Source organism: Paracoccus broussonetiae, assembly GCF_031854425.1.
Classification (GTDB): domain Bacteria; phylum Pseudomonadota; class Alphaproteobacteria; order Rhodobacterales; family Rhodobacteraceae; genus Paracoccus; species Paracoccus broussonetiae.
Genome location: NZ_JAVRQI010000007.1, coordinates 54,861 through 77,715 on the forward strand (window position 1 = coordinate 54,861; position 22,855 = coordinate 77,715).

Annotated in this window: 22 protein-coding genes; 4 read left to right on the forward strand and 18 right to left on the reverse strand. The window is 63.6% G+C overall.

The window, feature by feature from the left end:
• Positions 1 to 119: 119 nt before the first annotated feature.
• From RM190_RS10310 to RM190_RS10335, 6 genes are all read right to left on the reverse strand, one after another.
• Positions 120 to 923 (reverse strand): ABC transporter ATP-binding protein, encoded by an 804-nt coding sequence (locus RM190_RS10310; RefSeq protein ID WP_311759349.1) that lies wholly within the window; start codon positions 921 to 923, stop codon positions 120 to 122.
• Positions 920 to 1,966 (reverse strand): FecCD family ABC transporter permease, encoded by a 1,047-nt coding sequence (locus RM190_RS10315; RefSeq protein ID WP_311759350.1) that lies wholly within the window; start codon positions 1,964 to 1,966, stop codon positions 920 to 922. Before RM190_RS10315 ends, RM190_RS10310 begins: the two co-directional genes overlap by 4 nt.
• Entirely contained in the window at positions 1,963 to 3,003 is a 1,041-nt protein-coding gene (locus RM190_RS10320) for a FecCD family ABC transporter permease (RefSeq protein WP_390908246.1), read from the reverse strand. Before RM190_RS10320 ends, RM190_RS10315 begins: the two co-directional genes overlap by 4 nt.
• The gene (locus RM190_RS10325; RefSeq protein WP_311759351.1) at positions 3,000 to 3,998 is read right to left on the reverse strand and encodes an iron-siderophore ABC transporter substrate-binding protein; all 999 of its coding nucleotides are present in this window, start codon (positions 3,996 to 3,998) and stop codon (positions 3,000 to 3,002) included. The genes RM190_RS10320 and RM190_RS10325 overlap by 4 nt, the downstream gene beginning before the upstream one ends.
• A 208-nt stretch (positions 3,999 to 4,206) precedes the next feature.
• Positions 4,207 to 4,485: an SH3 domain-containing protein gene (locus RM190_RS10330; protein ID WP_311759352.1), complete on the reverse strand. Its 279-nt coding sequence runs from the start codon at positions 4,483 to 4,485 to the stop codon at positions 4,207 to 4,209.
• Positions 4,486 to 4,673: 188 nt separating this feature from the next.
• Positions 4,674 to 5,663: a sugar-binding protein gene (locus tag RM190_RS10335; RefSeq protein WP_311759353.1), complete on the reverse strand. Its 990-nt coding sequence runs from the start codon at positions 5,661 to 5,663 to the stop codon at positions 4,674 to 4,676.
• Positions 5,664 to 5,915: 252 nt separating this feature from the next.
• On the opposite strand from RM190_RS10335, the gene RM190_RS10340 reads away from it, so the two are divergent.
• Together RM190_RS10340 and RM190_RS10345 are read left to right on the forward strand one after the other, a co-directional pair.
• Positions 5,916 to 6,671, forward strand: coding sequence for an ATP-binding cassette domain-containing protein (locus RM190_RS10340; RefSeq protein ID WP_311759354.1), 756 nt, complete (start codon positions 5,916 to 5,918; stop codon positions 6,669 to 6,671).
• Positions 6,668 to 7,666, forward strand: coding sequence for an ABC transporter permease (locus RM190_RS10345; RefSeq protein WP_311759355.1), 999 nt, complete (start codon positions 6,668 to 6,670; stop codon positions 7,664 to 7,666). The genes RM190_RS10340 and RM190_RS10345 overlap by 4 nt, the downstream gene beginning before the upstream one ends.
• A gap of 79 nt (positions 7,667 to 7,745) precedes the next feature.
• Here RM190_RS10345 and RM190_RS10350 read toward each other — a convergent pair whose 3' ends face one another.
• The 3 genes from RM190_RS10350 to RM190_RS10360 form a co-directional block, all read right to left on the reverse strand.
• Positions 7,746 to 9,692, reverse strand: coding sequence for an ABC transporter permease (locus tag RM190_RS10350; protein ID WP_311759356.1), 1,947 nt, complete (start codon positions 9,690 to 9,692; stop codon positions 7,746 to 7,748).
• A gap of 5 nt (positions 9,693 to 9,697) precedes the next feature.
• Positions 9,698 to 10,720 carry a quaternary amine ABC transporter ATP-binding protein gene (locus tag RM190_RS10355; RefSeq protein ID WP_311759357.1) on the reverse strand — a complete coding sequence of 341 codons (1,023 nt, stop codon included), beginning with the start codon at positions 10,718 to 10,720 and terminating at the stop codon, positions 9,698 to 9,700.
• A gap of 76 nt (positions 10,721 to 10,796) precedes the next feature.
• Positions 10,797 to 11,741, reverse strand: a complete 945-nt coding sequence (locus RM190_RS10360) for an ABC transporter substrate-binding protein (protein WP_311759358.1) — start codon at positions 11,739 to 11,741, stop codon at positions 10,797 to 10,799.
• A 210-nt stretch (positions 11,742 to 11,951) separates the two neighbouring features.
• On the opposite strand from RM190_RS10360, the gene RM190_RS10365 reads away from it, so the two are divergent.
• Complete coding sequence (locus RM190_RS10365; RefSeq protein WP_311759359.1) at positions 11,952 to 12,656, forward strand: response regulator; 705 nt, start codon at positions 11,952 to 11,954, stop codon at positions 12,654 to 12,656.
• On the opposite strand, the gene RM190_RS10370 is transcribed toward RM190_RS10365, so the two are convergent.
• From RM190_RS10370 to RM190_RS10405, 8 genes are all read right to left on the reverse strand, one after another.
• A complete protein-coding gene (locus tag RM190_RS10370) occupies positions 12,637 to 15,459 on the reverse strand; it encodes an ATP-binding protein (protein ID WP_311759360.1) in 2,823 nt (940 codons plus the stop codon). The two genes, RM190_RS10365 and RM190_RS10370, sit on opposite strands and share 20 nt — an antisense overlap.
• Before the next feature lie 160 nt (positions 15,460 to 15,619).
• Positions 15,620 to 16,276, reverse strand: coding sequence for an RraA family protein (locus RM190_RS10375; RefSeq protein WP_311759361.1), 657 nt, complete (start codon positions 16,274 to 16,276; stop codon positions 15,620 to 15,622).
• Positions 16,273 to 17,052, reverse strand: coding sequence for an HpcH/HpaI aldolase family protein (locus RM190_RS10380; protein WP_311759362.1), 780 nt, complete (start codon positions 17,050 to 17,052; stop codon positions 16,273 to 16,275). The genes RM190_RS10375 and RM190_RS10380 overlap by 4 nt, the downstream gene beginning before the upstream one ends.
• On the reverse strand, positions 17,049 to 17,879 hold the full coding sequence (locus tag RM190_RS10385; RefSeq protein WP_311759363.1) for a carbon-nitrogen hydrolase family protein: 831 nt from the start codon (positions 17,877 to 17,879) through the stop codon (positions 17,049 to 17,051). The genes RM190_RS10380 and RM190_RS10385 overlap by 4 nt, the downstream gene beginning before the upstream one ends.
• A gap of 51 nt (positions 17,880 to 17,930) precedes the next feature.
• Complete coding sequence (locus RM190_RS10390) at positions 17,931 to 18,926, reverse strand: DctP family TRAP transporter solute-binding subunit (RefSeq protein WP_311759364.1); 996 nt, start codon at positions 18,924 to 18,926, stop codon at positions 17,931 to 17,933.
• 44 nt (positions 18,927 to 18,970) lie between these two features.
• Entirely contained in the window at positions 18,971 to 20,251 is a 1,281-nt protein-coding gene (locus RM190_RS10395) for a TRAP transporter large permease subunit (RefSeq protein ID WP_311759365.1), read from the reverse strand.
• Positions 20,248 to 20,793 carry a TRAP transporter small permease gene (locus RM190_RS10400; protein WP_311759366.1) on the reverse strand — a complete coding sequence of 182 codons (546 nt, stop codon included), beginning with the start codon at positions 20,791 to 20,793 and terminating at the stop codon, positions 20,248 to 20,250. The genes RM190_RS10395 and RM190_RS10400 overlap by 4 nt, the downstream gene beginning before the upstream one ends.
• A 179-nt stretch (positions 20,794 to 20,972) precedes the next feature.
• Positions 20,973 to 21,671, reverse strand: a complete 699-nt coding sequence (locus tag RM190_RS10405) for a FadR/GntR family transcriptional regulator (protein ID WP_311759367.1) — start codon at positions 21,669 to 21,671, stop codon at positions 20,973 to 20,975.
• A gap of 183 nt (positions 21,672 to 21,854) precedes the next feature.
• Between RM190_RS10405 and RM190_RS10410 the strand changes: the two genes are divergently transcribed.
• Entirely contained in the window at positions 21,855 to 22,205 is a 351-nt protein-coding gene (locus RM190_RS10410) for a PRC-barrel domain-containing protein (RefSeq protein WP_311759368.1), read from the forward strand.
• A gap of 118 nt (positions 22,206 to 22,323) precedes the next feature.
• Here the strand turns inward: RM190_RS10410 and RM190_RS10415 are convergent, their stop codons facing one another.
• Positions 22,324 to 22,836: a CHAP domain-containing protein gene (locus RM190_RS10415; protein WP_311759369.1), complete on the reverse strand. Its 513-nt coding sequence runs from the start codon at positions 22,834 to 22,836 to the stop codon at positions 22,324 to 22,326.
• Between the last annotated feature and the right edge of the window lie 19 nt (positions 22,837 to 22,855).

Here is a 22,855-nt window from a genome sequence, read left to right on the forward strand (position 1 = left end):
AGGAGCGTTAGCCCCAGGCCCCGACCGTTGCAAGGCCGGCGGGATGGTCTTTGGCTGGGCTTGCCTTCTTGGCGTTCTCTGTTGCTAGATTGCAACAGTTTCGAGCCATGTTGTCGGTGTCACTGGGCCAGCCGGTGACGGCCGATCGGCAGAATCAGCGGCTTGCCCGAGATCGGGTCGGGAATGACGCGGCTGCGCAAGCCAAAGACCTGCAAGACATTTTCCACCGTCAAGACCTCTTCCGGCGGACCGAAGGCGTGCAATCTGCCCTTGGCCATGGCGACAAGGCTGTCGGCATAGCGCGCCGCCAGATTAAGGTCGTGCAGCACCATGACGATGGTGATGCCCCTTGTCTGGTTCAGGTCGGTCAGCAGGTCCAGCACCTCGACCTGATGGCTGACGTCGAGGAAGGTCGTCGGCTCGTCCAGCAGCAGCAGCTCGGTTTCCTGCGCCAGCGCCATCGCGATCCAGACCCGCTGACGCTGGCCGCCGGAAAGCTCGTCAACGGCGCGGTCGGCAAGATCGGCGATCCGGGTGACCTCCAGCGCGGTCGCAACCGCCTCGTCGTCGCGCTTGCTCCAGCGCGACAGAAGACCGTGATGTGGATGACGCCCGCGCCCGACCAGATCCGCGACGGTGATCCCCTCGGGCGCGATCGGCGCCTGCGGCAGCAGGCCCAGACTGCGCGCAAGTTCGCGCGTGGGATAGCGGTGGACGGATTTTCCATCCAGCAGGACCTGGCCCTGGCTGGGCGTGATCAGCCGCGACATGGTCCGCAGCAGGGTCGATTTGCCGCAGCCATTCGCGCCGACGATGGCGGTGATCCGGCCAGAGGGCACGACCAGATCCAGATCGTGCAGGATGGTGCTGTCGCCATAGCCTGCGGTCAGGTTCTCGGCCACGAGGCTTTTCGAAGCGGTCATAGGGAACCTCCGGCGCGGTTCACCCGCACGATCAGATAAAGCAGGTAGGGCGCGCCAAGGGCGCCGGTGACGATGCCGACCGGATAGCGATGTGGCAGCAGGAACTGGCCGATATAATCCCCGCCCAGTACCAGCGCGGCCCCGACCAGCGCCGACGGGATCAGGATCGAGCCGTTCGGCCCGATCAGCCGCGAGGCGATCGGCCCCGAAAGGAAGGCAACGAAGGCGATCGGCCCCGAGATCGCGGTGGAGACCGAGATCATGCCCACCGCGCAGATGATGACGACGATCCGCGTCACCCCGACCTTGACCCCAAGCGCGGCGGCGGTGTCGTCGCCCATGCGCAGCGCCTCAAGGTCGCGGCCACGGGCCAGCAGCAAGCCGCCAAAGACGACCAGCGCGCCAAGCACCGGCCAGGCCTGGCCAAGCTGCGCGCCGTTGACGCTGCCGGTCAGCCAGCGCAAGGCCTCTTGCAGATCCCACGACGCGGCCTGCGACAGGATATAGGCGATGAAGCTTTCGATCATCGCCGCGACCCCGATCCCGACGAGGATCAGCCTTGTCCCCGCCACGCCATTCTTGAAGGAAAGGCCATAGACCAGCAGCGAGACCACAAGTCCCGCGACAACCGCAAAGACCGCGACCGATGAACCGTCCAGCCCCAGCATCACGATGGCAAAGACCGCCGCGGCGCTGGCGCCATAGCTGATGCCGATGATGTCCGGGCTGGCAAGCGGATTGCGCAGCATGACCTGGAAGGCGACCCCGCCAAGACCGAAGCACATCCCGGTCAGCACCGACAGGACCGCGCGTGGCAGGCGCAGGTGGCCGACCGTGAAGCTGGCGCCCTGGACGTTCTCGCCCATCAGGACGCGCAGCACCTGCCCCGGCGGCGTGAAGGACTGGCCCAGCATCAGCGTCAGCGCGAAGACCGCCAGCAGCAGCAGGACAAGTCCCGCCACCACGCCCCGCCAGCGGCGTGCGCGGTGATGGCGTGCGTCGGATACGGCGCGGGCGAGTGTGGGTTGGGATGCGGCGATCATAGCTCGCGCACCCGCTGCCGACGGACGATCCAGATGAAGAACGGCGCCCCGACAAAGGCGGTGACGATGCCGACCGCAAGCTCGCTTGGCCGGGCGATGACGCGGCCGGTCACATCGGCAAGCAGCAGCAGGCCGGCGCCGGTCAGGGCCGAAAAGGGCAGCAGCCAGCGATGATCGACGCCGATCAGCAAGCGGCACAGATGCGGGACGACCAGCCCGACGAAGCCGATCGGACCACAGGCTGCGGTCGCCGCCCCGCAAAGCAGGATCGCGCCAAGCGCCGACATCCCCCGCGCCAGTGCCACATTCTCGCCCAATCCAGCCGCAAGGTCGTCGCCCAGGGCAAGAGAGTTCAGCCTGCGCGCCGAAAGGAAACTGATCGCGAACCCTGCGACAAGGAAAGGCAGCACCTGCTCGATGCTGGCGAAGGTCGCGCCGCCGACCCCTCCGACCTGCCAGGACCGCACCCCGCCCGCAATGTCGTTCCGGGGCAGGACGACGGCGATGGTGAAGCTGGAAAACGCGATCGAGGTCGCGGCCCCCGCCAAGGCGAGCTTCAGCGGCGTGGCCCCGCCTTTTCCCAGCGAGCCGATGGCATAGACGAAAACCGCCGTCAATGCGGCGCCAAGGATCGCGACCCAGACGAACATCTGCGCGTTGGTCATTCCGAACCACGCAATGCCGATCACCACCGCAAGCGAGGCGCCCTTGTTGACGCCCAGAATGCCCGGATCCGCAAGCGGGTTGCGGGTGACGCCCTGCATGATCGCGCCGGAAAGGCCAAGCGCTGCGCCTGCCAGCGCGGCAAGGATCGTGCGCGGAACGCGCGCCGCGACGGCCGCCTGGGCAATCGTTTCAGTCCGGCCCTGCAGCGCGGCAAGGATGTCCTGCCAGCCGACAGCGCGCGTGCCGACTGCGATCGACAGAAAGCCCAGCCCCGCCACCACCGCGACCAGCAGCGCAAGCGCCGTCGCGCGAAACGCAAGCATGCGGCCCGCGCCGGACCGCATCGGGGGATTCCCTGCCAGCATGGTCATTCCGCCTTGCGCGCGGCCTCGGCGAGCAGGGCGACATAGTCGTCCAGCACCCAGGAGATCGAAAGCGGCGTCGGGTTCGCGGCGGTCCCGACCGGGTTCGAGCCCAGCATGACCACGGCGTCATTCGCAATCGCCCGCATCTTGGACGCCAACGGGTCGGCCTTCAGCGGGCCCAGCAGTTCCTGCCCGCCATAGGTCACGAAGATATCGACATCATCGAAGACATCGATCTGCTCGGCGCTAACCTCGCCCGCGAACTGGCCCGGCTTCGTCGCCGCGACCACGCTTTTGGGCGAATGCAGGCCGAGATCTTCGAAGAATTTCACCCGCGTGTCATTGGCGGTGTAAAAGCGCACAAGGCTCAGGTCGGTCGGATCGAGATGGGTGATGAACATCGCCTTCTTGTCCCGCAGCTCGGGATGGCTCGCGACGGCGGTGTCGATCTTCGTCTCGATGCTGCCGATCAGCGCGTCGCCCTCGGCCTGCATGCCCAGGCCCGCGCTGTTGTGGCGGATCATCTCGCGCCAGTCGGTGGACCAGGGCGAATCCGGATAGGCGACGACCGGGGCGATCATGCTGAGCGTGTCGTAATCCGACTGGCTGAGACCGGAATAGGCGGCCAGGATCACATCTGGTTCGGTCGCGGCCACGGCCTCGAAATCGATGCCGTCGCCTTCGTCGAACAGGACGGGCGTTTCGGCCCCAAGCTCCTGCAGCCGCTGGGCCACCCAGGGCAGCAGCCCGTCGCCATCGCTGTCGCCAAAGGTCGCCGCCGCAAAGCCCACCGGGACCACGCCAAGGGCCAGCGGCACCTCGTGATTGGCCCAGGCGACGGTCGCGACGCGCTGGGGCTTGGCCTTGATGACGGTGGTGCCCAAGGCATGCTTGATCGTGATCGGGTATCCGCTTTCCTCTGCCAGCGCGGCACTGCCCGAGACAATGGCCGACACAAGGACAAGGGCGGATGCGGTTTTAAGGATATGTGCGAAGATCATGACCGGCGCCGAACAACTGACTGTTTAAGTCGGCTTTTCACTTTCCGGCGGCCTCGTCAAGCGCAAGTGTCCGACTATTCTGTCGAATGTCGACGCGCCCGGTCCCCTTGCCGGCGCAAGGCGAACCGGGCACGCAGGGCCCGACTACAGTCTGCCAAGGCCTGTTGCGCGCGGGTGATCAGCGCGCGCCATAGCCCTGCACCAGATCTCACCGATCCGACAGGTAGTCCGCCGACACGTAGCCCGAGACACCCGGCTTGGCAGCCAGAGAGACCCTGCACCACAGTTTTCCGGCTTTGGTGACGCAGTCGTGGCGCTTCAGCCGCGTGCCATCGGGAAGACCGACGATGATCTTGTATTCAAGTCCGGGCCCTTCCCGAAGCTTCAAAAGCTCGTCGGGCCCGGCACCCTTGACCACGGTGCCCGGACTGACCGCGCAACCGGCGACAATCGTGATAGCGAGAAAAGCGGCAAAATATGTTCGCATTATCCGACCTGAATTGTTTCGGTATCCCTATATCACCGTCGTGCCAAAATACAGCAGGGCGCGACCGGGATAAGGATACAAGAGGGCTTGGCGGCGGGGATCCGCTTCGCCCACCGCTTTGGCGCATCGCGGCCGGAGAAATGGCGTCGGGCAGGTCAAAGCCCCACCCGCCGCGCATTGCAGCAGTTTCAGTTCTTGGCGCAGAACCCGGCGTCTTCGCCGTTGCAGACGTCAAGACCGGTGAAAAGCGGGTCTTCCACGGTTTCGCCCTTGATCAACTGGATCATCACATCCGGTGCCTTGTAGCCCATTTCGAACGGGCGCTGGCCGACCTGCGCGTGGCTGCGCCCGTCGCGGAAGGCCTGCGTCTGGGGCGGCAGGGTGTCCCCGGCGATGATGATCAGTTCCTTGGACTTCAGCTTGTCCATCACCTGATCCGTCACCTGCGCATAGGCTTGCGGCGCGAACTGCGCCCAACCGCCGATCAGGATGAAGGCGTCAAGGTCCGGGTTCGCGGTAAAGGTATCCGCCATTTGCTGGTTGGCCAGATCGGCCTGGTCATTGGTATAGACCGGGCAGCCATCGATCTCGGTCCAGCCCTTCTGGCCGGTCAGGCGCTCGATGCCCTTCTCGCCGCTGGCGGTGTCGCGGAAGCCCTGCGCACGCGCGTTGATATTGGCCGCGCCGACGTTGCCGAGTTGCAGGCAGACGCTGCCGCCTTCGGGCTTCAGCTTCGCCGCTTCCTCGGCCATCTTGACGCCCATCAGGTAGTTGTCGGTGCCCAGATAGGTCTTGCGCAGGGAATGATCGGCCTCAAGCAGATCGGCATCGATGGTCATGACGGGAACGCTGGGGGCCAGTTCGCGCAGCCGCGTGGCCATGGCCGGGGCGTTCGAGGGCGAGATCGCGATGGCGGCCACCCCCTTGGTCAGCAGATCGTCGACGATCTGGACCTCTCCCGCCTCGTCCGCCGAAGAGGCGGGGCCGGTATAAAGGCAGGCATATTCCGAATCCGCATTCTCGGACATCCACTTCTGGCAGCCGAGGTTGATCTGCTCGAAGAACGGATTGTCGAGGCCCTTGACCACGATGGCCAATGTCTTCTTGTCCTGCGCAAGCCCGGCCGTCGCCGAAAGCGCAAGCGTCGCCACACCGACCCATAGTCCGAATTTATTCATTTTACCCTCCCAGATAACATTTTCCTCCGGCTTCTGCTGAAGCCGGGGTCTTTCATGCCACCGTCGGAGCGCGGCGTTTAATTATTTAGCTATATCTGCCGACACCCGATGATCGGGTTTTTCGGCCTTTTCAGAATGTCGCCGGCTAATTTCTTCGCTCACCCGGGTGCCATGCAAAGATAATATTTGCCGCCGATATTGAGTCAACTATGTTTGACTTGGGGAATATGCACCGCCACGCGGGAGGCACGGTTGGCAAGGTTGCGACTGACAGACATCGCCAAGCACTTCGGTGCGATACAGGCGCTGGGGGGCGTCTCGCTTGACCTTGAAGAGGGTCAGGTACTGGGCCTGATGGGGGATAACGGCGCGGGCAAATCCACTTTGGTCAAGATCATTGCCGGGAATTTCGGGCCCACCCATGGCAATATCGAGATGGATGGAATCCCCTGCGCATTCCACCATCCGCGCGATGCGCAGCGCGCGGGAATAGAAGTGGTCTATCAGGATCTGGCGCTCTGCAATAATCTGACCGCCGCCTCGAACGTTTTTCTGGGGCGGGAATTGATGCGCCATGTCGGCCCTGTAAGGATCATCGACTATCCCGCGATGTTTCGCCGCTCGGCCCAATTGTTCGCCCAGTTGAAATCGGAAACCCGCCCCCGCGATCTGGTGCGGCGCATGTCGGGCGGGCAGCGCCAGGCCGTCGCGATCGCGCGGACGCTGCTGGCCGAGCCCAAGGTCGTCCTGATGGACGAGCCGACAGCCGCGATCTCGGTCCGGCAGGTTGCCGAGGTGCTGGATCTGATCCGCCGGTTGCGGGACCGCGGCATCGCGGTGATGCTGATCAGCCACCGGATGCCCGACGTCTTTGCCGTCTGCGACCGCATTGCCGTGCTACGGCGGGGCAAGAAGGTGGCGGACCTGTGGACCAAGGACACCAGCCCCGAGGAGATCACGGCCCTGATCACCGGGGCGCTGGACACCCGGATGGAGGCCATCGCATGACGCCGTCGCTGGAACAGGCGATCGAGCAGCGCCAGCATCGCAGCCTGCTTGCCCGGCTGATGGGATTGCAGGTGTTCTGGGTCTTCGTTGCGGCCGTTCTGGCCTGCCTGATCCTGTCGCTGGCGACCGACACGTTTGCGACCCCGCGTAACCTTTTCAACGTGACCCGCAACTTTGCTTTCGTCGCGATCATGGCGGTGGGCATGACGACGGTGATTTCATCCGGCGGGATCGACCTGTCGGTCGGGTCGTCGGTCGTGCTTTCGGCCGTCGTCATCGGGGTGGCCATGTCGTCGGGCCTGTCCTTCTGGGTGTCGGCGCTGCTGGCCATTGGCGCCGCGCTGCTGGTCGGTCTCATCAACGGCCTGCTGATTGCCTATGTCGGCATTCCGGCCTTTGTGGTGACATTGGGGATGATGTCCTTTGCCCGCTCGATGGGGCTGGTGCTGTCGAACAACCGGATGATCTATGAATTCGGCCCCGACCACGCGCTGCTTCTGGGACTGGGCGGCGGCCGGGTCGCGGGGATTCCGAACCCGGTGATCGTGCTGGCGGCAATCGCGGTCGTGATCGCCATCGCCTATCGCTGGACCCGCTGGGGGCAATATGTCTTCGCAATCGGTGGAAACGAACAGGCCGCCATCCTGACCGGCATCCCGGTGCGGCTGATGAAGGTTTCCGTCTATATGTTCTCGGCCTTTACGGCCGGAATCTCGGGAATACTGATGGTGGGCTGGTTGGGAAGCGTCACCACCAACCTCGGCACGTCGATGGAGCTGACGGTGATTGCCGCGGCCGTGATCGGCGGCGCCAACCTCAGCGGTGGCGAGGGGTCGGTTTCGGGTGCGATCATCGGTGCGCTGCTGATCGAGGTGATCCGCAACTCGCTGATCCTGCTGGGCATTTCCACCTTCTGGCAGGGCGCGTTCATCGGCTGCTTCATTGTGGTCGTGGTGGCGTTCGACCGCATAAAGATATTGCGCAACCCGCAATAGGGCCGGCCCGGGGATTGCCGGCGCGTGCCCGGCAATCCCTGCGTCAGATCAGTCCCTTGCGGGTGAAACCTGATGCGCTTCAGACGCGGCTTCCCCTGCTTTCCGACCAGGTGCGGATCAGGTAATCCACCAACAGCCCCATCGCGGCAACAATGCCGCCAAGGACGATACCCTTGCCGACATCCGCGCTGGAAAGGGCACGCTGCATTTCCTGCCCAAGATCCTGCGTGCCAATGAACGCCGCAATGATGACCATGAACAGGGCAAACATGACGGACTGGTTCAGGCCGACAAGCAGCGTCGGAAGCGCCCATGGCAGGCGCACATGTCGCAGCATCTGCTGACGGTTGGCCCCGTTCATCTTTGCGGCCTCGATCAGTTCGGAAGGGACCTGCCGCAGCCCCTCGATCGTATAGCGGACAAGGGGAACGGCAGCGACGATCGACACTGCGGTTATTACCGCGACGTCGCTTACCCCGAACAGCATGATGACCGGGATCAGGTAGATGAAGCTCGGGAAGGTCTGAAGCGAGTCGCAGACAAGCAGGACCGATTTTGCCCGATGCTCGTTGCCCGCAGCCCAGATGCCCAGTGGCAGGCCGATCAGGCAGGCGAGTGTGACCGAGAACCCCACCGTATAGGCGGTGATCATCGCGCGGTCCCACCAGCCGGTCAGCGCGATCAGGGCAAGGCACGCCACGCAGACCAGCGCCGCGCGCAAGCCGCCGATCATCGCGCCGATTGCCGCGAGCCCCGCCAGCACGACGGTCCAGGGCAGCCACAGCACGAAGTCGCGCAGCGGGATCAGCACCCAGGTGATGAGAAACCAGCGAAGGAATTGCGTGACCGGAGCGATCATCGCGACAAGCCCGTTCATCAGCGCGTCAAGCGGACCGGCGATGCTGAGCGCGTCACCGCGCGGCACGACGTGAAGATAGGGAACGATCAGCGAAAGCACCCATGCCCCCGCGATCGCGGCCAGCCACAGCAGCAGCAGGCGATGTCGCGCGGACCAGGAGGCATCGGTCGGATGATGGACGGGCTGGCGCATCGCCCAGGCCTTTGACAATCGATCAAGCATGACAGCCAGAAGCACGATGGTGATCCCGATTTCGATCGACAGGCCGATGCGAAGCGCCTGCAGCAGTTGAAGCAGTTTCTGCCCCAGCCCCGGCATTCCTATGAAGCTTGCCAGAACCACCATCGCCAGCGACTGCATGATGACCTGGTTTACGCCAAGCAGGATCTCTGGTCGCGCGGTGGGCAAGCGCACCCGGCCAAGCAATTGCCAGTTGTTCGCCCCGCTCATCTTGCCGCCCTCGATGACCTCTTCGGGGACTTGCCGCAATCCCAGCACGGTCATGCGGATCATCGGCGGCACCGAAAAGATGACCGTCACGATCGCGCCCGCCTTGGGACCGACGCCGATGAAGACGACAACCGGGATCATGTAGACGAAATGCGGCAGGGACTGCGCGATGTTGAGAAGCGGGTTCAGCACGCGCTCGAACTTCGGCCAGCGCCAGGCGATGATACCGGTCACGAGACCCAGAAGAACCGACATCGGCGCAACCACGACGATGACCGACATCGTTTCCATCGCCCATTGCCACTGCCCCATCAGGGCAATCCAGACGAATGTGCCCGCGCAAAGGGCCGCAAGACGCAGCCCGCCCAGGGCATGACCGGCAAAGCCTGCGGTCACGGCGATGACGCTCCACGGGATCGGGCCAAGGCGCGGCCAGCGCGCCTTGCCGTAAAGAAGGTTCGCAGTCACATCCAGCAACCACTGCACCGCGTCGGCAAAAGCGCGGGTGACGTGGATCAGTCCCAGATCGTCGCGAATGAAGGCGAAAGCCGCGTTGAACCATGCGGCGAATGGCAGGATCGCCCAATCCGGCAGGCGCACCAGACCGGCCGGCAGGAATTGCTTGCCAAGCGCAAGGACGACAGCCAATGCCAGCAGCATGGCGACCGTCTGCCGCGGAAAGACCGGCGCCCCGGGCCGTGTTTGCTGGCTTGCCATGTCGGTCACAAGGTCTCTCCCAGCAGCAGGTCAAGCGCGGATTGCCGGTTCATCACGCCGATCAGCTTTCCGGTGTTATCGGTGACGGGAAAGTCGATGCGGTTATCCGAAACGATCCGCCGGCCAAGTTCGCGGATGGTCAGATCAGCTGGAAAGGCGGGGCCCTCGACCGCCACGCCATCCGCGATGCGGGCAAGACCCGAGGCGCGAACGACGCGCGCGCGGTCGATTTCGGCGGTGAATCTGGCCACGTAATCGGTGGCCGGTTCAAGGACGATCCGGTCCGGCGTATCACATTGCTCGATTGCGCCGTCCTTCATGATCGCGATCCTGTCGGCAAGTCGCAGTGCTTCATCGAAATCATGGGTGATGAAGACGATCGTCTTGTTCAAAAGCCCCTTGAGGCGCAGGAACTCGTCCTGCATTTCGCGGCGGATCAGCGGGTCAAGCGCGGAAAACGGCTCGTCGAGAAACCAGATATCGGGCTCGATCGCCAGCGAACGGGCAATCCCGACCCGCTGCTGCTGGCCACCGGAAAGCTCGCGCGGGTAATAGCCCTCGCGCCCCTTCAGCCCGACCAGGCGCAGCATCTCGCGGGCGCGCTCATACCGGGCGCCCCGCTCCTGCCCCCGCATTTCCAATGGGAACGCGACATTGTCCAGAATGGTCCGCTGCGGCAAAAGCCCGAAGCTTTGGAACACCATGCCCATCTTGCGCCGCCGAAGGTCGATCAGCTCGGGCTCGGTCATAGCGCCGATATCCTTGCCTTCGATGGCGACGGTTCCCGAAGTGATCTCGATCAGGCGCGACAGGCAGCGAACCAGCGTCGATTTGCCCGAGCCGGAAAGCCCCATGACGACCAGCATTTCGCCCTGCCGGACATCCAGCGTCACATCGCGGACAGCCACGACATGCTGGGGACCGGCATCGGTCCCGCCCTTCTTCAGGTTCTCCAGATATCGCTCTGGCTGATTGCCGAATATCTTCCAGACATTGCGGCACGAAATCGCGGGGATCGGTGCAGTCATGGCATCCTCCTGATCGGCAAGGTTCATTGCGCTGCTCTGGTCCGGCGATGACGGGCCAGAGCGGGGCATGCGCGGCCTATTCCAGCCAGGGTTTCCAGACATCGGCATGGGCCTCGCGCCAGGCGGTCGCGGCGTCCTCGGGCTCCATTCCGTCGACATCCACAAGCTTTGCCATTTCCGAGATAAGCGGATTGCTGATGCTGACCTTGCCCAGAACCTCATAGGCGCGGGGCCATTTTTCCTTCATCCCATCCCAGGCTGCGATTTTCAGATAGCCATTGGCCGGGTTGCCGCAGTCATAGACCTTGTCGGGAACCGGCCCGACCTTGGGATCGGTGTTGCATCCCTCGACCCATTCGGGGAATTCGACAAACTCGCCCTTCCAGACCGCTTCGACGAAGTTCGGGGTCCAGTTGAAAAGAACGATGGGCTTCTTTTCCTTTTCGGCAGCCGCAAGCTCGGCCCAAAGGGCGGCCGCCGAGCCTGCGTTCACCACGACGAAATTCATGTCGAGCGCGTCGACCTTTTCCGCGTCATGCTTGAGCCAGTCGACCGGACCGCCCAGGAAGCGCCCCTTCTCGCCGGTTTCCGGGGTTGCAAAGATGGCGGCGCAATCGTTCAGCGCCTTCCAGTCGGGCAGGCCGGGACAAGCCTCCTTGGTCCAGGTCGGATACCACCAATCCTCACGGGTGACGGCATCATGTGCCCCGACGGCATGGATTCCGCCCTTGGCCGCAGCCGCGTCGAACGAAGCGCCAAAGGCCCCTTCCCAGACCTCGACCTCCAGCGTGGCGTCGCCCAGCCGGATCGCCTCATAGACTGCCTGGCTGTCTGTCGACACATATTCGACCGAGTTGCCAAGCGACTCGAGAATCTGGCCGACGACGTGGCTCATCACGATCTGGCTGGACCAGTTGTGGGTGGGGATCACGATCGGGTCCGAAGAGTCTTCGGCCGCTGCCTGGGTTGCAAGGACCGCCAGCGCGATTGCACTGACGAAAGGCAGTTTATTGTTTTTCATTGAAAACTCCCGTTGAACTTATGCGTGGCAGAGTTGCTGCAGGAACGGTCGGATGCATTTCTGTTTGCCAATCGTATGACAGGCTTGTGAATGAGTAAGGCCAAAGCGATGAACGGATTGGGCAAAGTTATGAAAATTTGTTAACAGGGAAGAAAGTTTCCGGCTGGCCGCCATGCGCGCGGGTCGATGACACAAACGGAGTTCGCCGCCTTGAGCCTTGCGTCCGCCCATATCATCCTGATCGAGGATGAACCGGTTACCCGGCTGACCCTGGCAACCTATCTTACCTCGTTCGGCTATCGGGTCTCGGAATGCGACACCGCGGCGCAGGCGGAAAAGCTGCTGGCAATCGAGGGCGCGGATCTGCTGATCGTCGACATCAACCTTGCGGGCAAGGACGGGCTGGAAATCACCCGCGAGCAGCGCGCGCGATCTGAAATCGGGATCATTCTGCTGAGCGGGCGAACCGATGATGTCGATCGCATCGTCGGGCTGGAGCTTGGCGCGGATGACTATGTCTGCAAGCCCTTCAACCGCCGCGAGCTTCTTGCACGGGTCAAGAACCTGCTGCGCCGGACGGCCGCGATCAAGCATCTCAACCGCCGCGTCTTCCAGTTTGGCGGTTTCGTTTTCGATGTCTCGCAGCGCAGCCTGATGGGCAAGACGGGCGAGAACATCGCGTTGACGCGGGGCGAGTTCGAACTGCTCAGGGTCTTCGTGTCCAATCCCGGCGTGGTCATGGATCGTGACCGGCTAAGCCATGTGATCACGCACCGGCAGGGCTCGGACAATACGCGCACCATCGACGTGCTGGTCAGGCGACTGCGCATCAAGCTGCGCGATGATCCGAAGGTGCCCCGGATTCTTTCGACCGCGCATGGCGAGGGCTATATCTTCACCGCTCAACTTGAATAGCCGGATGGGACTGAAGCCGGGCCAGCGCAGCTTCCAGCCGCCTGCGGACCTGGGGCACAAGTTCGCGCAGGCGTCGCAGATCCCGGCTTATGTCGGCTTCCACGCCCCGGCGCGCGTTCGTCTCCAGCGCATCCAGAAGCGTCGCGAACGTATCGAGGTCAAGGCTGCCGGCCGCCCCTTTCAGCTGATGCGCGGCCCTGGACAGGCGCGCCCATTCTGCGGCACGCGCTGCATCCTCGATCTCCGCAACCTCTGTCGTCATGCTGCCCAGGAACAGGTTTCCGATGGCCGCGGCCTGACTGGCGCCAAGGTCGCTCACCAGATTTGCCAGAATGTCATCCCGCCCGTCCGTTGACGCCGCCACCTCGCGCAGCGCCGCGTGCAGCAGTCGCGGGTTCAGCGGCTTGGCCAGGACGGCATTCATCCCGGCCGCAAGGTTTTCCGCGACCTGATCGGGATGGATATGGGCCGAGATGCCGATCACCGGCACCTGATTGTCATGCGCGCCAGGCAATGCCCGGATGCGTCTTGTGGTTTCGGTGCCTGACAACCCCGGCAGGTTCACGTCCATCAGGATCGCGTCAAAACGCCGCCTTTCAATAGCGGCCAGCGCCGCCGCGCCCGACTCTGCGATTTCCCAGCCATGGCCGGCGTCCTCAAGATAGCTTTCGACCACCATGCGATTGATGGCGTGATCCTCGACCACCAGGATCATCAGCGGGCGCTGGTGGTCCTCGGGCTCGACCATCGGCTTTGGCAGATCGGCGGCCTGTCCTTCTGACAGGCTGACGCGAAGCGTGAAGACCGAGCCTATGCCCAATGTGCTGGCAACGCTCAGCGTCCCCCCCATCACCTCGGCAAATCGGCGACAGATCGCAAGGCCCAGCCCGGTGCCACCATATTGCCGGGCGGTCGCCGCATTTTCCTGCTCGAAGACCTCGAAGATCCGATCCCGTGCCTGTTCGGATATCCCCTTGCCCGTGTCGCTGACGGCGATGACAAGCGGGATCCGCCCGGCAATGGGACCGCCTGCGTCGATCCGCACCGTGACCTGCCCGTGCGAGGTGAACTTCACCGCATTGGAGACGAGGTTGAAGATGATCTGGCGCAGCTTCGCCACGTCGCCACGCAGCGCAACCGGCGCATCCGGGGCCTGTTCCAGCACAAGGGAAAGCCCCTTTTCCTGTGCGACCGGCGAAAGAAGATAGCCGATTTCCTGCACCAGATCCCGAATGGAAAAGGTCTCGACATTCTCGGAAAGGCGACCGGATTCGATCAGGGGCAGGTAAAGGATGTCGTTCAGGATTGCCATCAACCCCTGCCCCGACACCTCGGCGGCGCGCAGATATGACCGCTGCCGGTCCGTCAGATGATCCCGTCCAAGACTGCGCAGCATTCCCAGAACGCCGTTCATCGGCGTGCGCAGATCATGGCTCATCATCGCGACGAATTCCGATTTCGCCCGATCGGCGGCCTCGGCCCGGTCGCGCGCCTCGGCATGGGCCGCGACTTCGCCACGAAGCTGTTCGGTCTGGACCGCGACCAGTCTTTCAAGCTCGCTGCGGTGTTGCTGCAATTCAGCCAGATAGCGGCTGCGCTCGGCCTCCAGCCGCCTGTTTTCATGCGCCTGCAAACGGAACACCTCGACCGCGGCCTCCATCCGGGCGATTTCGTCCTTTCCGGCAGGAAGGACCGGATCGCTGGTATCCCCGGCCTCAAGCCGTGCCATCGCGGTCGAAAGATGCGCCAGACGACGCAGGATGTTTCCGCGCACATAGAACCAAAGTGTCCCAAATGAGACGAGCAACGCGAACCCTGCCCCCAGAACGGTAAGCCTGCGGGCGAAATCGATGGTCTCGCCCGCCCTTTCGCCCGAGGCCGCCGCACTTGCGTGGATTTCATCGGTCAGCGCCGCCGCCTCGTCATCCATCTGGGCAGCCGCCGCCCGGACCGCATTTTCCATGACCGCGATCCGGGCATTCAGGCCCAGAAGCCGGGCGGTCATCATGTAAAGATCGCCAGCCGCGCCCTGATCCCCGCCGATGACCTGCAAAAGCCGCGTGGCACGAAAACCTTGCACGGGGTCGCCGATGGTCCGGACGTATCCGGCCATTGCGTCGACGCGCCCTTTCAACGCCTGTCGAAAGCCCTCCAGTTCCCCGGTGGTCCTGGCCCCCGCCATCCGTGCAAGGATCAGGCTGACATCTGCCGCATTCACCCGGAATGCGGCCACCGCCTCGTGTTCGGACAGGCCGGCCGAATGCCAGGCACCCAGCGACGCGGCTGCATGTGCCGGATCCCGGAAATCACCTTCGGCAGCCAGCCTTTCACCGATCTTCAACAGCTCATCTGCCGCATTCATGCTGGCGGCGAAACTGCTGCGCTGCCGATCCAGCGCCCTGATCCGGCGTTGAACAAGAACGTCCAGAACGCCGATGCTGTCCCGCATGTCCATGACCGTCATCGACAGGGCGTAGGGCGGCAGGTTGTTGTGGTTGCGATTGCGCTCCAGCCGCTGGTGAAGCGCATCGGCCTGCCCCAGAAGATAGGCGGCCCGTTGCTTGCGGTCTTCCTCGCTGGTTACGGCAGCGAAATCGGGGGCCGCGGCAGCGACTTTGCTGCTTCCTTCGGTAAACCCCCTGACATCGATGATGGCAGGAATGGTCTTGCCGATCAGCGCCTCCTGATTGCGGGCGACATCGGCCAGAAGAACCCAGCCCCAAAGGCCCGTCAGCGCCGGAAGCCCGGCGATCGCGAAGAACGCCAGGAACAACCTGCGACCCAGGCTTGAACTTTGATGCATCGGCGGATCTGCTCCTTACCGGACCACTTTTGGGCAAAGCGCCAAGTCGGGCAAGTCAGGCACAGGATCCGGTGTCCATGCAAATGGAAAGCCGCAGCAGGACATGCGGCAATCGGGGGCGCAGCCATGCGCCCCCCAAAACGGCCCGAAGGCACGGTTGCTAGGCGTAGCGAGCCGAGCCGTTCAGTTGGGCCAGCGACTGCCCAGTCGCAAGGCGCTGTCGCCAGTCGACCTCGCGCGCCTCGTCCGCCACGGCCCGCGCGACCAGCGCCGGCAACCCTTCATCCGCCGGGTCCAGGCGCAGGATGCCGTTCGCGTCCCCGAACAGCAGATCGCCCTGCCTGACGATCACGTCGCCGATCACGACGCTGCCGAACAATTCGGCCCCCGGAATGTTCAGGACCCGGGTCGTGACCACGTTCAGGCCGCGGGCATAGATGGGCAGGCCCAGTTCGCGCAGCTCCTCGATATCGGTGACGACGCCGTCGACGACGATGCCTGCCGCCCCGGCGGCCAATGCGGCGCGGGCCACCATCTCACCCACGCAGGCGACATGGTGATCGCCGGCGCGGTCGATGACCAGAACGTCGCCCGGCCCCAGTTGGTCAAGGACAAGATGCACCGGCACGGCATCGGGCAGCGGCTGGCGGACCGTCACGGCGCGGCCAAGCAGTTTGCCCGATGTCAGTGGCCGGATCAGCGGCGAGATGATCCCGGTGGTCAGGTAATGGCCCAGCGACGCGGGCTGGATGCCGCGCATCTGTTCCAGCAACGCGGGGTCCAGCACCGGCAGCGGGGGGCGGGCATGACGGATCATCCGCGCGCTCCCTTGGCCAGATCGGCGGCACGACGGCAGCCTGCATTCAGGAAGGCCATGTCGTTTCCGACCAGCAGCATGTCGCCGCCCTCGGCCAGCAGGTCGGCGACCTGCGTCTCGTCATAGGGGAAACAGGGCAGCATGACCTTGATCCCGCGCGCGTGGCATTTGGCGATCAACTCGCGCATGGCCGCGCGGACCTGCGGATGGGTCATCGCGTAATCGACCGGGATACCGCAGGCCAGCGAATAGTCGGCCGGCCCGAAATGCACGGCATCGATGCCCGGCACGTCAAGGATGGCGTCGATTTCGTCAAAGAACTCGGGGCTTTCGGCCATCGGCACCAGCAGTGTCTCGCGGTTCGCGCGCGCCGCATAGTCGGCCCAGTCAAACCCCGGCCCGCCGTAATTGGCCGAGCGGACCGAGCTGTCGCCCCCGCGCCGACCAAGCGGCGGGAACTTGGTCGCGGCCACGATCTCGCGCATCTGGGCGGCGGAATGGACCTGAGGGATGATGACGCCCTCGGCCCCCAGTTCCAGTGCCTTGCGCAATCCGGTGGGGGTGCTGTCGGGAACCCGGACCAGCGGCGCGATACCGGCCAGCCTTGCGGCAAGGATCATCCGCTCCATCGGCAGGTCAAGGCCAAGCGCGGTATGCTCGGCGTCGATGAAGACGAAATCCAGACCCCAGTTTCCCGCGATCTCGACGACCGCGGGCGCACCGGAATAGACGTTCATCCCGAAGGTCGGGCCAGCGAGCTTTTCGCGCAGGCTCATACCACCGCCGCCTTGGTGCAGATGGCGTAATCCTGCGGACGGCGGTCGCGCCACGGGTGGACCTCGTAGATGCCGGGATCGCGGATGATCGACTTGACCCGCGCCGCTTCCAGATCGACATCGACCGAGAAGATGCCATCGGCCATGCCCGCGTTGATGACCTCGCGCCCGTCGGGGCCGATGACGTGGCTGTCACCCATGAACTGCATGCCGTCATCCAGGTCATTGCGGTTCGCGGACATGAAATAGACGAAATTCTCGGCGGCGCGGACGCGGCTGAAAAGATCGGGCAGGATGCGCGCGGCCTCGGGCCAGGCGGCGGGCAGGACGATCAGCTCGGCCCCCTCCAGCGCAAGGGTGCGGGCGACCTCGGGGAAGCGGATCTCATAGCAGATGGCGATGCCGATGCGGCCGATCTCGGTGTCATAGACCGAGGGGCCGTCGACCTGCGGAATGTCGACGAAGCGGTCCCCGATCATGAACGGCAGGTGCATCTTGTGATGCAGCCCGATGATGCCTTGCGGCCCGATCAGCGCGGCGGTGTTCAGCGCCTGATCGCCGCGCCGCTGGTAGAAGCCGACGACGACATGAATGCCCGTGTCGCGTGCCGCGGCAAGGATCGGCTCCAGATCGCCGCGCTCGATATCGACCGCCGCGGCGACAAGGCTTTCGCGGTCGTCAAACGACCCACCGGTCAGGAAGCATTCCGGGAATGCGATCAGGCGGTTGCCCGAGGCGGCGGCCTCGCGCGCCTTGTCCGCGACAAGCGCGATGGTGGCTGCGGTGTCGCCGTGAACCGGCGAGAACTGGGCGAATGAGATTTTCATGGATGTCGTTCCGTCAGGGGAAAAGGGGGCGAAACCCGCCCCCGCTATGGGTCAGTTCAGTTGGAATCCGACCGCGTCGAAAACGGTCTTGGTCAGTTCGGGATCGAAGGTTTCAGCGTATTTCGCGATGACGGGGCGCACCGCGTCCTTCATCCGCTGCATCTCGGCCGGGTCGACCTCGGTCACGGTATTGCCCGCGTCGCGGATCGACTGCAGCGCCGAGACTTGCGCATCGCGCGAGATCTTGCGCTGCTCGATCGCGGTTTCGCGCGCCACATCGACGATCAGCTTCTGTTCGTCAGGGTTCAGCTTGTCCCAGAAGGGTTTGCCGATCAGCACGATCTGCGGGTTGTAATTGTGCCGCGTGACCGAGACGTATTTCTGGACCTCGTGGTATTTCGAGCCGAGGATGAACGGCGCGGTGGTTTCCTGCCCGTCCACGGCCCCGGTTTCCAGCGCGGTGTAAAGCTCGGTCACGGCCAAGGGCGTCGGGTTCGCCCCCAGCGCCGCCCACATGTCCACCAGCAGCTGGTTCTGCTGGACGCGGACCTTCAGCCCCGAGATATCCTCGATCTTGTTGATCTCGTGCTTGTTGTTGGTCAGCAGGCGGAAGCCCTGCTCCCAATAGGCAAGGCCGATCACGTCATGCTTGGGCAATTCGTCGTTCAGCTTCTTGCCGACCTCGCCGTCCAGCAGTTTGTCCATGACCTCGACATCCTGATAGATGAAGGGCAGATCGAGGATGCCAAAATCCTGCTCTTGCGCGATCATGTTGCCGGCGTTCCAGACCATCATCTCGACCACGCCGCCCTGCAGCGAGGACAGGACCTGCACGTCGCCCCCCAGCACGCCGTTGGAAAAGACCTTGGTCTTCAGCTTGCCGCCGCTGCGCTCGGCCAGCTTGTCGGCAAAGATCTGCATGCCAAGGACCGGCGGGGTGCCAGCCTGCCCGGTGGCGGCGAACTTGATCAGGTGGGAATTGTATTCCTGCGCCTGAGCGCCGGACACAAGGAAGGCAGCGGCCAGAAGACCGATTATCGTTTTCATGTCGAAGTCCTTGTTGGGGATGGGAAAAAGGGTCTTGATGCCCTTTAGTGGGAAATCCATGCGGCCGGGACGGTGACCAGCTGGGGGAAAAGCACCAGCAGGAACAGCACCGCGACCTGCGCGAAGAAGAAGGGCAGCGTGCCCTTGCACAGCGCCTCGTAATCCATCTTGCCGACGGCACAGACCACGTTCAGCACCGTGCCGACCGGGGGAGTGATCAGCCCGATGGCGCAGTTGATCATGAACAGCACGCCGAAATAGATCGGGTCGACGCCTGCGGCGGTGACGACGGGGACAAGGATCGGACCCAGCAGCAAGATGGTCGGCGTCAGGTCCATTGCGGTGCCGACGATGATGATCAGCAGCATCAGGACAAAGACCAGCAGCTTGGGGTTGTCCATGAAGGGCTGGACCATCTCGATCACCTGGCCGGGAATGTCGGCGACGGTGATCATCCATGCCGGGATCGCGGCGGCGGCGACAAGGAACATCACCCCGGCCGAGGTCTTGCCGGCGCGGAAGGCGACCTCTTTCAGCTCGTCGAAGCTGAGTTCGCGATAGACGAACATGGCGACGAACAGCGAATAGGCGGCGGCGACGGCGGCGGCCTCGGTCGGCGTCACGATGCCGAAGCGCAGGCCGACAATGATGATGACCGGCAGCATCAGCGCCCAAAGGCTGTCGGCAAGGGCGCGGCCACGCTCGGCCCAGCTGGCGCGGGGGGCGGGCTCGCTGTCTTCCGAACGCGAGACGAAGAACCAGGTGATCGCCAGCGCCAGCGCGATCATGATGCCCGGCGCGATGCCCGCCATGAACAGCTTGCTGATCGACAGGTTTGTGGCGACGCCAAAGACGATGAAGCCGATGCTGGGCGGAATGATCGGCCCGATGATCGACGAGGCCGCGATCAGGCCACCCGCGCGTTCCTTGCTGTGCCCGGCCGCGACCATCATCGGCAGCAGCATGGCCGAAAGCGAGGCCGCATCGGCAAGGGCCGAGCCGGACAGGCTGGACAGCAGCACCCCCGCGAAGATCACGACATAGCCAAGGCCGCCGCGGCGATGCCCCAGCAGCGATTGCGCCAGCGCGATGATACGCTTGGACAGGCCGCCCGTATTCATCACCTCGCCCGCAAGGATGAACAGCGGAATGGCGATCATCGGGAAGCTGTCGACCGCGTTCAGCAGGTTCTGCGCGATGATCTGGCCATCGAACAGCCCCATCTGCCACATCAGGGCAGCGCCCGTGACGATCAGCGCATAGGCGATCGGCGCACCAAGCGCGATGACAAGAAGCAGCGATCCCGTGAAAAGTGCGACGGTCATTTCAGGGCTCCCTGTGCCATCAGGCGCTCGGCCTCGTCCTCGTCTTCCGAGACGGAGACCTTCAGGTCGTCATCGGTCAGCCTGCCACTCACCAGCAGCACGATCTGCATGATCAGGAACAGGCCGCTCATCACCGCGAAGAACACCCCCGCCAGATACATCATGCCGATGGGCAGATGCGTCGCGGGCGAGATGACGTGAAGGTTGATCTTGGCCTGCTGCCAGCTGCCCACCAGCAGCAGCCATGTGACGTAAAGCATGATGGCATGGGTCAGGCCGAAGGCGGCGCGGCGCATGGGGGCCGGAAGGCGCCGGACCAGCATGTCGACCCCGACATGGCCCCGTTCGTAAAGCACCAGCAGCGCGCCGATGAAGGTCATCCAGACATAAAGCAGGCCGGATATGCCCTCGGACAGATAGATCCCGCTGTTGAAGGCATAGCGCAGGACCACATTGGCAAAGATCAGGCACAGCATGCCCGCCACGCACAGGATCACGATCCAGCGCAAGATTCCGAGATAGATATTCCTGAAGGCGGTCATGTTCTCCCCGCTGTCAAAAGGGGGCCTGAACCCCTCATCCCGACAGGGGACGCAATTCCGCAATCGACCGAAGCCGTTATCTTCCCCGACAGCGCCGCCCATTCATCTGGGCCTGTTCACGCAGTCTCCCTGTCGCGGTCAGGGGTAGTTCAATCATATGATGACTGTCAACATATGATTCAGCCGGTCTTCAACTTTCTGTAACGCTCAAGGCTGCCCACCAGATGGAAACGCATTGCCTCGCGCGCATCCAGGACATCCCGCCGGGCGATGGCATCGGCGATGCGGCGGTGTTCATCGTTCATCTTGGCAAGGTATTCCCGGGTCAGTTCCGGGACGGTGGCGTGGATCAGCTGGCTGCGCGGAATGATCACCGGCCCGATGAAGGACAGAAAGCGCGGCATGTAGCTGTTGCCGGTCGCCTCGGCGATGGCCATGTGAAACGCGAAATCCATCTCGCGCGGGTTTTCCGTGAACTTCGCAAGATCCGAGCTTTCCTCGATGATCTCCATGATTATCAACAGTTCCGCATCCGAACGACGCTGCGCCGCAAGGCCCGAGGCCTCGACCTCGACACCAAGCCGCAGTTCCAGGATCTCCAGGATTTCGTCAAGTTCCCCAACCTTGTCGGAGCTGAGCTTGAGGATAGTTCCGTTCTGGCCCGACACGAAGACGCCGACGCCCTGCCGGGATTCCACCAGCCCTTCCGAGCGCAGGTGGGCGATCGCCTCGCGCACGACGGTGCGGCTGACGTTATAGGTATCGCCCAACTGCGCCTCGATCGGCAGCTTGTCGCCAACGGCGTATTCGCCCGATCCGATCCGTTCGGCAATATCCTTCGCGACAACGGAAGAAAGGCTGTCCCTGCGTTTTCTCATAATTTCAATCCCATCACGACTTATATGATGTCGTATCTTATTCGATGCCCGGTGGGAAGCGTGCTGCTGTTGGCGCTTTCGCGCGCGAATTCTTGCCCCCGCCCCTGAAACATTCCGCCAAGTGGTGGGTTGGCAGGTCCTTGGAAAAGGGCGGATCAGCCCGAACGCGCAAAGGAAGTTGCCATGACTGACACGACTGGAACGCTCGTCTCTTCGGCCGATGTGAACGGTACCGCCGTCTATGGCAGGGATGGAAGCCATATCGGCGCGATCGACCACCTGATGATCGACAAGCTCTCCGGCAAGGTGGCCTATGCGGTGATGGGATTCGGCGGGTTCCTGGGTCTGGGCGAAGAGCACCTGCCGGTTCCCTGGCACACCCTGACCTACGACACCGCCATGGGTGGTTTCGTCACCGACCTGACCGAGGCGCAGGTGACGGGCGCGCCGGCGCGCACCAACAACTGGGACCGCGACCGCGATTGGGAAACCCGGACCTATGATTATTACGGCATCGCGCCCTATTGGATCTAGGCCGGACCGTCCTTGCCTGTGCAGCGCGTGGCGACATGAATGCGCACGGGCAGGGACGCATTTTTACCCTGCGCGCGCCATAACCGGCACGCCCGAGCCGAAAGGTATCTAGCGGATCTTACCTCGTGGCCGTGGGATAGATGAAGCCGTTGACGGGATAGGCCGCGCCAAGCTGGCCGGGCGCGCTTTCAAGCCGGACCGAGGACCAATCGTTTTTCGGGGAAACATCGACCGCCGCCATGTCGATCGAGACGCGGTTGCGGTCCCAGTTCGCATGGCTCAGCAGCACTTCGCGCTGTGACACCACCTTGGAAACGACAGCGACATGGCCATTGGGGTTTTTCCGCGTGGCCTTGAAGGACATCACCGCCGCGGGGGTCGGGGTTCTGCCGCGCGCATAATGGCCCTGCGCCTTGCCCCACCAGTCCTTGGCGTTCCCCAGGATCTGGACACCGCTGAGGGTCCGGGCAAAGGGCACGCACCAGACCCGTGCGCCATGGGTCTGCTTCGTCTTCACCTCAAGCAGGGCCAGCGACATGCGTTCGGGGGAAATATGCCCAAGCGTCACGTCGCCATTCTTGCTGATCTTGGTGCCGATCTCGATCCCGGATTGCGAGCTGCCACCCTGCATGGCTTGCTCTGAGCATCCG